This is a genomic window from Algibacter sp. L1A34 (assembly GCF_009796805.1).
Lineage (GTDB): Bacteria > Bacteroidota > Bacteroidia > Flavobacteriales > Flavobacteriaceae > Algibacter.
The window spans coordinates 1,611,780-1,625,586 of record NZ_CP047029.1 but is presented as its reverse complement, the minus strand read 5'-3'; the positions used below and the strand labels follow the sequence as shown (position 1 = coordinate 1,625,586).

The window sequence follows — 13,807 nt, the reverse complement described above, 5'->3', positions numbered from 1 at the left end:
TATGAAATCAATTATAAACCATAAAAACTTCACTAAAACCATGCTATTAGGCTTGGTTTTAGTGACCTTACAAAGTTGCTTTGTTGCAAAAGATTACGACCGACCAGAATTAATTGCTAACGAAGCGCTATATCGTACCGATAATTTGCCAACCGATAGTATTTCTATGGCCGATGTATCTTGGAAAACTATTTTTACCGATTCGTTTTTAAATGAATACATAGCCGAAGGTCTTGAAAACAATATGGATGTCCGTATTGCAATTCAGCAAATGGCAGCAGCGAATGCTTATGCCAAACAAGGTAAAGCCGGCTATTTTCCAACATTAAGCGTTGGGCCTAATTATACACACCAAGAATATTCAGAAAACAGTCAATTTGGCTCTATATTTAGTGGCGGTTTAGACACTTACGACGTTACCGCAAACCTATCATGGGAAGCCGATATCTGGGGAAAAATAAGAAGTAACAAACGCGCTACTCAAGCCGCATACTTACAAAGTGTTTCTGGTCATCAAGCAGTAAAAACACAATTAATTTCTAGTATTGCGAACACGTATTACAACCTGTTAGCTTTAGATGCACAATTAGAAGTGACTAAAGAAACTATTGAAACTAGAAAAAGTGGTGTAGAAACTATAAAAGCACTTAAAGATGCGGGACAAGTCACTCAAGTTGCTGTAGACCAAAATATAGCACAGTACAACAGCGCCAGAGCTTTACAAGTAGATTTAGAAACAGCCATTTTTAAAACTGAAAACACACTAAGTATTTTATTAGGCAGAACGGCTCAACATTTTGAACGTAGCAATTTAGACACTCAAAAAATACAGCAAGATATTGCGCTTGGTGTTCCTGCAACATTATTAAACAACAGACCAGATGTTATGGCGGCCGAGTACGGCTTAATTAATGCTTTTGAGTTAACCAATGTGGCAAACAGTAATTTTTACCCATCATTAACATTAACGGCATCTGGTGGTTTACAAAGTTTAGAGTTAGATAACTTGTTTAATGCAAACTCATTATTTGCAACAATAGTTGGTGGTTTAACACAACCTTTATTAAATCAAAGAAAACTTAAAACTCAAAAAGAAGTCGCTCTTGCAAATCAAGAAAGCGCTTTATTAAACTTTAAGAAAACACTATTGATTGCTGGAAATGAAGTTTCTAACGCTCTATATACTTATAAAGCTGAAACCGAAAAATTTCAATTTAGAACTAATGAAGTTGAAGCATTACGCACCGCCGAAGCAAACTCCGAAGAGTTACTTAAAAATGGTTATGCAAATTATCTGGATTTATTAACAGCTAGACAAAGTGCTTTAAGCGCAGAGCTTAACGTAATAGACACTAAATTACAACAATTAGTTTCTATTGTAGATTTATACGAAGCACTTGGTGGCGGATGGAAATAAAATGAAATGATTACTAAAAAAGAATTGCTAAGTTGTGCTATCAACAAGTTTACTCAACTAGGTAGTAAACATGTTTCACTAGATGAAATAGCGCAAACTTTAGGCATTTCTAAAAAAACAATTTATACTTTCTTTAAAAATAAAGAAGATTTAGTAAGCGCTAGTTTAGAGAGTTTATTAAATGAGTATAAAGAAAAAATAAATGGGATTGTTGCTTGCAACGGTAACGATCCTGTTTTTTGTGTTGTTTTAATTTACGAAAAAGGGTTTGAGTATTTAAAATACTTCAAGCCCTCTTTCATTTTTGGCTTAGAAAAGTACTACCCCAAAGCATACAAATTATTTCAGGATTTCACTGAAGAACTAGCCTTTACCACCGTTTACAATTTACTTAAAGACGCACAAAAAAACGGGCACATTAAGCCCGATGTAAATTTAAGATTAGCTGTAAAAATTTACTTTTTAAGAATTGACAACGTGGCTTTCAAAAAAAAGAACCTCTTCGATTTATACGGAAAAGACACTTTATTTAAACACATGGTTGTTTATAATTTAAAAGGTATTATTTCAAACACATATTCTAATCCTTATTTTGAATAGATTTGTATTTTTGCCAAATGAAAGAAGATATTAAAATCCCCAAAGTTGAAGATGTTTACGTTGCTATAGTTAACGAATACAACGATATTTATAAAACTCAAGACTGGAATGCCTACATTATAAACGATAAAGATGTTGATTTAGAAATGGTCTTGATTGTTACTGGTGGTTATTCTGAAAAAAAAACAACTTCTGTTTTTAGAAAAAAACTAGACAAGCTTCCTAAAAAAAGTTACGCAAAAATAGAATTGATGCACGAAGATTTATTCGCGATAAACAACACTTTTAAAGTCTCTTTTTTCGAAGGCAATAAAATGTTCGACAAAACATATTTACTCCTTGAAAACACTGTTAATTTGAAAGCCTTACAAGCCTTACCGCTTATGCAAGTAAAAGGTGTTTTAATAAAGTAAAACTTTTTTTAATTAGAAGAAGAGAAGTTTATGTTTAATCCTATTTTCGTCTAATATTTACCAGAAACAAGTTTTTTATGAAAAGCTCAACAGCTATTTTTTATATGATTTTGAGTGTTATTGCATTTTCATTAATGAATGCCGTAGTAAAATGCCTTAGTGGTTTTGGTGCTTATCAAATAGTATTTTTTAGATCTATAGGAACTTTATTATTTACAGTGCCGTTAATTGTAAAAGCTAAGATTCCTATTCTAGGAAATAATAAAAAACTATTGTTTTTAAGAGGTCTTTTTGGTGTTATTTCTTTAACATGTTTTTTTCAATCATTAAACTATCTTTCGTTGGGTACAGCGGCTTCATTGCGATATACATCACCAATTTTTGCAGCAATTTTTGCGTTATTTTACCTAAAAGAGAAAATAAAACCAATACAATGGATTTTGTTTGTAATCGCTTTTTTAGGTGTTTTAGTTATTAAAGGATTTGGGGCAGATGTTAATTCTTTGGGGGTGATTTTTGCAATATTATCAGCCATTTTTTTAGGACTCATATTTATTGTAATCCGAAAATTAGGAGATTCAGAACACCCATTAATCATCATAAATTATTTTATGGTTTTAGCTTTTTTGTTTGGAGGGATAATGTCTATAAAATACTGGAAAACACCTAATTTAACAGAGTGGCTACTTTTATTAAGTTTAGGAGTTTTTGGATATGTTGGCCAGATATTTATGACGAAATCTTTGCAGGCAAGTGAAACCAATATAGTGGTGCCATTAAAATATTTAGAAGTTGTATTTATGATTATAATTGGTGCGTTTTGGTTTGATGAAATTTATACTTTGTGGACCTTATTTGGGGTCTTTTTAATAATGTTCGGGTTGCTTTATAATATTTATTTAAAGAGAAAGCGGGATTGATTTTTGTTAATCTTTTTTGGTATCGTTGTTTAACTAAAGGCTCAGAGAGCATACCCATCAAATTTTTGTCACTTCGACTTTACGAGAAGTCCCATAACAGTGAGCATACAAACCAGAGTTTTTTTATGAGATTTCTCCCTTTGGTCGAAAGGACAAAACTGTGTTGAAATCTATTCAAACTCACTATTTAAAAAAGTAAAAGAAGGCTTCATTTCTTTTATAAGTGCTAATTTCTTCTCACGTCTCCATTTTTTTAGTTCCTTTTCTCTTACAATGGCTAGTTGAATCCAAGTATGTTTTTCGTAATAAACTAAAAATTCAATATTATATTTTGCTGCAAATGTTTTCTTCTTTTCAATGATGTTTGTTTTATGTTGTTGTAAACGTTCTTTTAAGTTATTGGTTACTCCAACATAAAATGTAGAACGGTATCTATTTGTAATTATGTAAACATAATAAGTGTGAAATCCTTTTTATGGGTTTAGCATTTTGTTTTAAAGGTAAGAAAAAATATTTGTATAAATTGGTACTTCAAACTTAGTGAGAATGCAAATCATGAGCTTGTTTATGAGATTTCTCCTATCGTCGAAATGACAAGCTCTATGAAAAAAAACACTAACCTTTGTCACTTCGACTATAAGATAATTCATACAAAGTAGCTCAAACAACCAAAAATATTATGTGATTTGTCTCTTCGATCGAAATGACAAACAAGGAAATAGCCAAATGGTTAAAACAATAAACTGCACGTAAAAAATAGTATTATTATTTATGCAATTTAAGCTGTATACGCTTTCGCGGAACATCGACTTCTAAAACCTTTACAATAATTTGTTGATGTAAACTTACGTGCTCATTAACATCTTTCACAAAACTATCGGAAAGGTTTGATACGTGTATCAAGCCACTTTCCTTGATACCAACATCAACAAAACACCCAAAGTTGGTGATGTTGTTTACAATACCTGGAAGCAGTTGGCCTTCGTGCAAATCGTTAATGGTTTTTATATTTTGATTAAAGGTAAATACCTTAGCCTGCTCACGAATATCTAAACCTGGTTTTTCCAGTTCTTTTACAATATCTTCCAGCGTTAATAAACCAACAGTTTCGGTGCAATAGTTTTTTAAATTTATAGTTTGAAGAAGGTCTTTATTGCTAATCAACTCTTCTACCGATGTTTTTAAATCTTTCGCCATTTTAGCAACAATAGCATAACTTTCCGGATGCACTGCAGAATCGTCTAACGGGTTTGCAGCATCTTTAATTCTTAAAAAAGCAGCACCTTGCTCAAAAGCTTTTCCGCCTAAGCGTGGCACTTTTTTAATAGCCGCTCTAGATTTAAAAACACCGTTTTCATTTCGGTAATTAAAAATATTTTCGGCTAATTTTGGACCAATTCCAGATACATAACTCAGTAAACTTTTACTGGCCGAATTAATATTTACACCTACAGCATTTACACAATTCTCCACAACAACATCCAATTGTTTTTGTAGTTTATTTTGATCTACATCGTGTTGATATTGACCAACACCAATAGATTTGGCATCTATTTTAACCAACTCCGCCAATGGATCTTGTAAACGGCGCCCAATAGAAACCGATCCACGCACCGTAACATCGTAATCTGGAAATTCCTCTCGCGCAATTTTAGAGGCCGAATAAATACTCGCTCCAGCTTCGCTAACTACAAAAACCTGCATATCGTTTTTAAAATGTACTTTACGCACCAAAGCTTCGGTTTCTCGAGATGCCGTACCGTTACCAATGGCAATGGCTTCAATTTTATAAGCATCGCAAAGCGAACTTATTTTTTTCATAGCACCAATACTATCACTTTTTGGTGGATGTGGATATATTGTTTCGTTATATTTTAATTGTCCTTGTGCATCTAAACACACCAATTTACAACCCGATCTAAAACCTGGATCTATTGCTAAAACACGTTTTTCACCCAATGGAGAACCTAATAAAAGTTGTTTTAAGTTCTTAGCAAAAACAGTAATTGCAGCTTCATCGGCTTTATCTTTTGCTATTTGCATCGCCTCGTTGCTTAAAGACGGTAATAATAAACGCTTGTAAGCATCTTTAATGGCAATCTGGATTTCTTCCGCGCAAGCGTTATTACTTTTAATAATACGACGTTCTATGTTATCGAAAGCACGGTCGTGATCTATTTCAACTTTCACGCGAATAAAACCTTCTTTTTCTGCGCGTAAAATGGCTAATAATCTATGTGATGGAATTCTACTCAGACTTTCTTCCCAATCGAAATAATCACGGAATTTTTGAGCATCCTCATCTTTAGCTTTTGTTTTTACCACTTTCGTGGAAATCATAGCGAAACGTTCTAACTGACGACGAATGTTATTTCTAATATCGGCACGCTCATTGATCCATTCTGCTATAATATGCCTTGCACCTTCCAAAGCTTCTTCAACCGATGACACCTCGCCTTTTACATATTTAAAAGCAATAGATTCTACATCACTGGCATTCTGGCTCATTATTATTTTTGCCAAAGGCTCTAAACCGTTAAGTCGCGCTTTTTCAGCTTTAGTTTTTCTGCTTTTCTTAAAAGGCAAGTATAAATCTTCAAGAGCTGTTAAATCTTGCGTAATTTCAATTTTTTGTTTTAATTCCGTAGTTAAAACACCCTGTTCTTCTAAAGCCTTTAAAACTGCTTTTTTCCGTTTCTCTAAAGCTTCAAATTGTTCTTTAAATTTTACGATGTCTCCAATTTGGACCTCATCTAAATTTCCGGTACGCTCTTTTCTGTATCGCGAAATAAAGGGAATGGTACAATCTTCATTTAATAAATCGACCGTATTTTTAACCGATTGCTCAGATAAACTGGTATTTGAAATGATGTAGGAAACAAGTGATTTCATAAGTTTAAAAAATATAAAAGCGAATGTAATAAAGTTCTATAAAATGTAGTGACTAGCCTAGCGCTTTTCTTTTAAACAGAAATACTTTAAGCATTAAAAAACCTTAAAAGTTAAGGCTATATATTTAAGGAAAGTCTTTAACAAAAAAACCAACCCGAAAAGGTTGGTTTTTTACTTATAACATAAATTTTGTAGGTAATTTTTAGTCTAAGGCAGGTATACGTAATACTTGTCCTGGGTAAATTTTATCAGGGTCAGTAAGCATAGGCTTATTGGCTTCAAAAATAACCGGGTACTTCATAGCATTTCCGTAATAATTTTTTGCAATCTTTCCTAATGTGTCACCACTTGCTACGGTATGGAACTGCGCTTCTGGCTCTACGTTTTCAACCGTCATTTGGTCGTCTACAGTAGCAATACCATTCGAGTTACCTACTACTAAAATAACTTTTTCTTTAGTAGCTTGATCGTAAGCTGCACCAGTAATGGTAGCGGCATCATCATCAATAAATATCTTTAAATTTTCAACTTGTAATTTCAAGTTTGAAACAGTTTCTTGTAAATTTCTTGCTGCAGCTTCTTCTAATTTAAGTTCTGCTGCCGCCGCTTCTGTTGCAACTTCTACTGCTTCTTCTGCATCTGTTTTACCAATTCCAAATACTTTGGCTCCGGCATTCTTAATAAATGAAAATAATCCCATATTTAGTTTATTGTTTTAGGTTTAATATTTGGTTTGAAAGCAATTTAATAAATTATTAAACACCTTCTATAATTAAGACACTAAATCTTCCGAAGGGTCACATGTTTTATGAAAAAAATAGACTAAAAGCACATTAAAACAAAAAACCCACTTAAAACTCTCATTTCAAGTAGATTCTAAACTAAATAACTAATTCAATTATTTTATATTCTTTTATTTTCTCTTGGGTTTTCAACACGTTCCTTTTTAAACTTACGCATTTTATCACTATTAGTATCTGTTGTTGTTACCTTAGATTTTGCAGATCTTAAATACTGGATATATCCACGACCTTCAAACTCATATGTAGTTCCAGATGCTGCGTGATACAATTCTATTTTACCATCGTTAATTACGCTTAACTCAAATTGTTCGTTATCAAAATAATCGTAATCCAAGGTTAGGGTTTTTAAATACACATCATTACTAACATCACCTACCCCGTAAACCCCTGTATAATCCCAATATAAATTGTTTATATTTTTACCGCTATCATCTTGTGAACTTTTAAATTCCGAGTCATTTCCTCCGGCTAAAAACTGTAAATAGTTTTCGTTATCAAAATCGTTAAGAGCTCCCTGGTTACTTGTATAAACTTTTTCCCAAGCATTATATTCTTGTAAAAAATAATGAATATTATCGTAGAACACAAAATCGTAATCAAACGTATTACGTTCATAACCATCTAAAAAATAAGAGGTATCGTTATTTGGGTTATACAATTCAATGGTATTATAATCAACTTGATATACATCAAACGTATTAAAACCATCGGCATCATGCTCCACATCCAAAATCATTTCGTAGGTATTATAAGTGGCCACATCTATACCAAAACCATTTCCGGTATCGCCAAGACCAACAATATTATTATTCGCATACATAACCCCATTTTTAAACGATATAGTAAAAGCCTTTTGTAAAAAAGCCGTTTCACCAAAACCTTTAGTCGCATTAATATCAACATACCACAACTCGTATGAGTTTAGTAATTGATTAACCGATATTGTAGGCTCATCAATATAATCGTCTACTATAACTTCGGTATAGCAAGACGTAAAAAGTGTCGCGATTAGAGCAAAGCTCGAAAGTAATTTTATAGTTTTCATATTGTAATATTTTAGTAAAAATGGCTATGTTCTATAATCCTGAAAACAAGCATTTTTAATGTTTCTAATTAATAGGTTTCAAAACGCGTGCCAAAAAATAATTTCATTATCCTTAATCTACTTATATAAGACTAAAATTTTCCGTATTTTTGATATATAAATTTGATTCAATATCATGGATAAACCTTTAAAATACGCGGTTTTTGGCGCAGGAAGCTGGGCTACAGCTATTGTAAAAATGCTTAGCGAAAATCTTGACGAAATTGGTTGGTATATGCGTAGTGTTTACACCAAAGAACATTTATTACGCGAGCAACACAACCCTAATTATTTAAGTTCGGTAGAGTTTCATTTAGACCAACTTAAAATTAGTAACAACATAAACGAAATTGCAGAATATGCCGATGTGCTCATTTTTGTAATTCCCTCTGCATTTATACACAGTGAATTAGAAAAACTTAATGTTAACATAGAAAATAAAACTATAGTATCGGCCGTAAAAGGTATTATGCCCGAAACCGGACTATTGGTCGGTCAGCATTTTCACGACATCTACAACGTACCTTACGATAATATAGCCGTAATAGCTGGTCCATGCCATGCCGAAGAGGTTGCCCTAGAGCGCCTTTCTTACTTAACTATTTCGTGTTCAGATCAAGTTAAAGCCAAACAAATTGCCGATAATTTATCTTCAGATTATATAAAAACAAAAATTAGCGACGATATTATCGGTATAGAATATGCCGTAATGCTTAAAAATATTTATGCTATAGCAGCCGGAATAGCACATGGTTTGGGTTATGGCGATAATTTCCAAAGTGTACTTATGAGTAATTCCATTCGTGAAATGAAACGTTTTATCAAGAAAATGCATAAAATGAAACGTAACATCAATAATTCCGCTTATTTAGGCGATTTATTAGTTACCGGTTACTCTGTTTTTTCCCGAAACCGTATGTTTGGAAACATGATTGGTAAAGGCTACACCGTAAAATCTGCACAGATGGAAATGAACATGGTGGCCGAAGGCTATTACGCCACAAAATCGGCACATTTATTAAACGTAAAAAACACCAAAAAGACGCAATTACCCATAATAAATGCCGTTTACGAGATATTATACGAAAACAAAAACCCGAAAAAAATATTTAAAAAACTGACCGATAAGTTAGATTAAAACTTACTTTTGGGCGTTACCCGAAAAAGGGTCGGGCTTTCACTACTCGCTCCCTTCCTTTGGTCGGGGAGCTCAAACAAACCGTTCAATCCCTAACGCAAAACTAAATACTGAGGCTGATTTAAGATTTTAAATATGTGATATTATTGCTTATCATTATAATATTAAGCTTCAAGAAGATTTAACCTATAATGGATTTTAATTAGAAAAAAATAAGTAAAACTCAAGACCTCTTTCTTTTGAAAAAACACTCTCTGAACTAGAAATAAAGCACACATATATTAAACCATATAAACATCAAACAAACGGTATAATAGAACGCTTCTTTTATTAAAATTTCAAACTTTAACACCATTCTATAGATACCATTTCCGGAGGAAGTATTTTCATCTAAAACATTTGTTTCTAAGTGCATTAATTGATAAATTTAGTCCATTAAACTATTTCAAAATTTTGGCTTATGAAAAACATGTTCAATGAGAAAGAAATACTGACTGTTGTTGATAGAATTAAAAAACTACACAAGGAAGCGGAACCTCTTTGGGGAAAAATGAGTGTTGATCAAATGCTAGCACATTGCAACGTAACTTACGAAATGGTTTATGATAAAAAGCACCCAAAACCAAACGCGTTTAAACGCTGGATGCTTAAAGCTATTGTAAAACCAGTAGTTATTGGAGACAAACCTTACAAAAAGAATAGCCGTACAGCTCCCGAATTTATAATTAAGGGTACTAAAAACTTCGATTTAGAAAAAAACCGACTGGTAGATTTTATTAATAGAACACAACGCTTAGGTTCCGGTCATTTTGAAAACAAAGCATCACACTCTTTCGGGAACTTAACTAATAAAGAATGGAATACTATGTTTTACAAACATTTAGACCATCATCTAAATCAGTTTGGTGTTTAAAACTCATAAAAAAAGCCAACTATTAAATAGCTGGCTTTTACTTTTTAAATTAACTTGATTTAAGTCAATTGTGTAATGGTAATTATTTATCGGTATAGACCTTAGAGTCTTCCCCTTTACCAAATATCATAACTAACTTGTCTTGGGCATTCATGTACACTGCATCTAGTTTCCAACCTTCATTTTTTGAAGCTTCGATTAAACACTTTCTAACATCAGGATTAAATAAATTTAATTCAGACTTAATTGTATCTGCTTTTACATTAATTGAAAACAAAAGCATTGCTACTACGCTAATTAATTGTAACTTTTTCATTAGAGTATATTTTAAATTATATACTATATTACGATATAATTTAATCATTCTTAAATATAATAGTTGACTGTATTTTATTAACGTTTAAATCAATAACTCTACCCAAAATCAAAGCGCGATTATCTTTTTCGTGACCAGCAGGAACATTAAATGCAATAGGAAAATCGTAGTCTGATAAAGCGTCTAAAAACAATTGTTCAATAGATGTGCCCCAAGGAGTTGTATTCTTTCTAACCCGACTAATACCTCCAATAATAACACCTTTACAATTATCAAAATACCCAGCACGTTTTAAACTTTGCAACATTCTATCTATATGGTATTTGTACTCGCCTACTTCTTCTATAAAAAGAATTTTTCCATCGGTATCAATACTTGTTTTAGAACCCAACATAGTATGTAATAACGTTAAATTCCCACCAACTAATGGAGCTGTAACAGTTCCTGGTCGGTTATATTTAGAACCCTCAAGTGTATAACTTAATGGTTTTCCAAAAATAGCCGCTTTAAATGTCGCAATAGGTTTTTCTATGGTACTCATTTCATCGGGTAAACTTAAACACATAATACCATGAATACTCTCAATACCTTCATTATTAAATTGATTATGCAATGCCGTAATATCACTATAACCAATAAGCCATTTTGGATGTTGTTTAAACTTGGTGTAATCTAATTTATCCAAAATTCTAACCGTACCATAACCACCTCGAGCACACCAAATAGCGCTAACCGTGGAATCATCTAGAGCATTCTGAAAATCGGCACAACGTTCATCATCCGTACCTGCAAAATGATCCGCTTTACTAAATACATGCTCACCAACAATAGCATGTAAACCCCAACTTTTAAGTAACGCTTTGGCTTCTTCAATTACTTTTACACCGTTTTTTAGTACGCCCGAAGGAGCAACAATGGCAACGGTGTCACCTGCTTTTAAGTATGGAGGCTGTATCAATTTAGTAGATTTTTTTAATGATGTGTCTTGCGCTAATAATGTTGTTTTCCCGAAGAAAAAAATGGAACAAAATAAAATTGTAATATATGTAATTCGTGTCATAATGTAAATGTACATTTTTTTTCTAAATAGGCCTTAAATTGATTACTTTTACGGCTTCAAATACACTTGTATTCCCGAGTAAAATAGATATATTTTTTAATATCAGCAATTAATTTTAATCTAGCTAATACTCGAAATACATTCAAAATATAATTTTTAAATTGATGAACACACCAAAAAGATACACCATAACAGCTGCTTTACCATACACCAATGGCTCAATACACATCGGACATTTAGCTGGTGTTTATGTACCTGCAGATATTTATGCACGATATTTACGCCTAACCGGAAATGATGTATTATTTATTGGCGGAAGTGATGAACATGGTGTACCAATTACCATTAAAGCTAAAAACGAAGGTGTAACACCGCAAGATATTGTAGATAAATATCACGCGATTATTAAAAAATCGTTTGTTGATTTTGGAATAACTTACGATAATTATTCTCGTACATCTGCTCCAATTCATCATGAAACAGCTTCGGAGTTTTTCAAAACTTTAGATGCAAAAGGTGAGTTTATTGAAGAAACATCAGAACAACTTTACGATGCTGAAGCTAATCAATTTTTGGCCGATAGATTCGTGATTGGAACTTGTCCTAAATGTGGTAATGAAGAAAGTTATGGTGACCAGTGTGAAAACTGTGGAACTAGCCATAATGCTACAGATTTAATAAATCCTAAATCGGCTATAACAGGTAATGTACCAACATTAAAACAAACAAAACATTGGTATTTACCATTAGATAAACACGAAGCTTTTTTAAGAGAATGGATTCTTGAAGGGCATAAAAAAGATTGGAAGCCCAACGTTTACGGACAATGTAAATCTTGGATAGACGATGGTTTACGACCAAGAGCAGTAACTCGAGATTTAGACTGGGGAATTCCTGTTCCTGCCGAAGGCGGTGAGGGCAAAGTACTTTATGTTTGGTTCGATGCTCCTATTGGTTATATATCATCTACCAAAGAATGGGCTGCTCGCGAAGGCAAAGATTGGGAGCCATATTGGAAAGATAAAGACACTAAATTAGTACACTTTATAGGTAAAGATAATATTGTGTTTCACTGTATTATTTTCCCTGCAATGTTAAAAGCTGAAGGCTCTTATATTTTACCGGATAATGTACCTGCAAACGAGTTTTTAAATTTAGAAGGCAACAAATTATCAACCTCTAAAAATTGGGCGGTTTGGTTACCAGAATATTTAGAAGATTTCCCAGGGCAACAAGATGTTTTACGTTACGTATTAACAGCAAACGCACCAGAAACTAAGGATAACGATTTTACTTGGAAAGATTTTCAGGCAAGAAATAATAATGAATTGGTAGCTATATTCGGAAACTTTATTAACCGTGTAGTTGTTTTAACCAATAAATATTATGAAGGTATTGTGCCAAGTCCTTCTGAATTTTTGCAAGTAGATGAAGAAACTTTGGCCGCTATAAAAGCTTATCCAGATGTTATTGCTAGTTCTATAGAGCGTTATCGTTTTAGAGAAGCCAGTCAAGAATTAATGAATTTAGCGCGTTTAGGAAATAAATACCTAGCCGATGCTGAACCTTGGAAGGTTATTAAAGTAGATGCAGAACGCACAAAAACCATTATGTATGTGGCGTTACAAATTGCTTCTGCATTAGCAACTTTAAGCGAACCTTTTTTACCGTTTACTTCAACTAAATTAAAAAATATACTAAATCATTCTGCGCTTGACGCTGATACGACTTGGAAAGAAGTTACCACAAAAAGTGTGTTACTTCCTGCAGGACATAAAATTGGAGTAGCAGAATTATTATTCTCTAAAGTTGAAGATGAAACTATTCAAAAACAACTTGATAAATTAGCCGCTAGTAAAAAAGCAAACGAAGCCGCTAATAAAGTGGTAGAACCTCAAAAAGAGACTATAAATTTTGATGATTTCACCAAATTAGATATGCGTGTTGGTACTATTATTGAAGCCGAAAAAATGCCGAAAGCTAAAAAACTTCTAGTTTTAAAAGTAGATACAGGTATTGATGTGCGTACTATTGTTTCTGGCATTGCAGAGAGTTTTAAACCAGAAGATGTGGTTGGGAAACGTGTTACCGTTTTAGTAAATTTAGCGCCAAGAGCTTTACGTGGAGTTGAAAGTGAAGGTATGATTTTAATGACTGAAAGTGAAGATGGAAAATTGGTGTTTGTAAATCCAGATACCGATAATGTTGCAAATGGATTAACAATAAGTTAAACAGAATTTACTAACTTTAT

General features: G+C 32.8%; 13 protein-coding genes. 7 read left to right on the top strand and 6 right to left on the bottom strand.

What is annotated here, in order from left to right:
- The first annotated feature begins 1 nt into the window (after position 1).
- The 4 genes from GQR97_RS06970 (at position 2) to GQR97_RS06955 (ending at position 3,350) form a co-directional block, all read left to right on the top strand.
- Positions 2–1,417 carry an efflux transporter outer membrane subunit gene (locus GQR97_RS06970; protein WP_158846815.1) on the top strand — a complete coding sequence of 472 codons (1,416 nt, stop codon included), beginning with the start codon at positions 2–4 and terminating at the stop codon, positions 1,415–1,417.
- A gap of 6 nt (positions 1,418–1,423) precedes the next feature.
- Entirely contained in the window at positions 1,424–2,017 is a 594-nt protein-coding gene (locus GQR97_RS06965; RefSeq protein ID WP_158846813.1) for a TetR/AcrR family transcriptional regulator, read from the top strand.
- Positions 2,018–2,034: 17 nt separating this feature from the next.
- Entirely contained in the window at positions 2,035–2,430 is a 396-nt protein-coding gene (locus tag GQR97_RS06960; protein ID WP_158846811.1) for a hypothetical protein, read from the top strand.
- Between the two features lie 77 nt (positions 2,431–2,507).
- Positions 2,508–3,350, top strand: coding sequence for a DMT family transporter (locus tag GQR97_RS06955; RefSeq protein WP_233267621.1), 843 nt, complete (start codon positions 2,508–2,510; stop codon positions 3,348–3,350).
- A 170-nt stretch (positions 3,351–3,520) separates the two neighbouring features.
- On the opposite strand, the gene GQR97_RS06950 is transcribed toward GQR97_RS06955, so the two are convergent.
- From GQR97_RS06950 to GQR97_RS06935, 4 genes are all read right to left on the bottom strand, one after another.
- On the bottom strand, positions 3,521–3,793 hold the full coding sequence (locus GQR97_RS06950; RefSeq protein WP_317164134.1) for a GIY-YIG nuclease family protein: 273 nt from the start codon (positions 3,791–3,793) through the stop codon (positions 3,521–3,523).
- A 322-nt stretch (positions 3,794–4,115) separates the two neighbouring features.
- Positions 4,116–6,242 (bottom strand): Tex family protein, encoded by a 2,127-nt coding sequence (locus GQR97_RS06945; RefSeq protein ID WP_158846809.1) that lies wholly within the window; start codon positions 6,240–6,242, stop codon positions 4,116–4,118.
- Positions 6,243–6,444: 202 nt separating this feature from the next.
- Entirely contained in the window at positions 6,445–6,942 is a 498-nt protein-coding gene (gene lysM, locus GQR97_RS06940) for a peptidoglycan-binding protein LysM (protein WP_158846807.1), read from the bottom strand.
- A 203-nt stretch (positions 6,943–7,145) separates the two neighbouring features.
- Positions 7,146–8,090, bottom strand: a complete 945-nt coding sequence (locus tag GQR97_RS06935; RefSeq protein WP_158846805.1) for a nicotinic acid mononucleotide adenyltransferase — start codon at positions 8,088–8,090, stop codon at positions 7,146–7,148.
- A 175-nt stretch (positions 8,091–8,265) separates the two neighbouring features.
- On the opposite strand from GQR97_RS06935, the gene GQR97_RS06930 reads away from it, so the two are divergent.
- Together GQR97_RS06930 and GQR97_RS06925 are read left to right on the top strand one after the other, a co-directional pair.
- Complete coding sequence (locus tag GQR97_RS06930; protein WP_158846803.1) at positions 8,266–9,267, top strand: NAD(P)H-dependent glycerol-3-phosphate dehydrogenase; 1,002 nt, start codon at positions 8,266–8,268, stop codon at positions 9,265–9,267.
- Between the two features lie 460 nt (positions 9,268–9,727).
- Positions 9,728–10,180: a DUF1569 domain-containing protein gene (locus tag GQR97_RS06925; protein ID WP_158846801.1), complete on the top strand. Its 453-nt coding sequence runs from the start codon at positions 9,728–9,730 to the stop codon at positions 10,178–10,180.
- An 82-nt stretch (positions 10,181–10,262) separates the two neighbouring features.
- Here the strand turns inward: GQR97_RS06925 and GQR97_RS06920 are convergent, their stop codons facing one another.
- Positions 10,263–10,496 (bottom strand): hypothetical protein, encoded by a 234-nt coding sequence (locus GQR97_RS06920; RefSeq protein WP_158846799.1) that lies wholly within the window; start codon positions 10,494–10,496, stop codon positions 10,263–10,265.
- Positions 10,497–10,536: 40 nt separating this feature from the next.
- On the bottom strand, positions 10,537–11,571 hold the full coding sequence (locus GQR97_RS06915) for an LD-carboxypeptidase (protein WP_233267620.1): 1,035 nt from the start codon (positions 11,569–11,571) through the stop codon (positions 10,537–10,539).
- Positions 11,572–11,720: 149 nt separating this feature from the next.
- Between GQR97_RS06915 and metG the strand changes: the two genes are divergently transcribed.
- Positions 11,721–13,787 (top strand): methionine--tRNA ligase, encoded by a 2,067-nt coding sequence (gene metG / locus GQR97_RS06910; protein ID WP_158846797.1) that lies wholly within the window; start codon positions 11,721–11,723, stop codon positions 13,785–13,787.
- Positions 13,788–13,807: the final 20 nt, after the last annotated feature.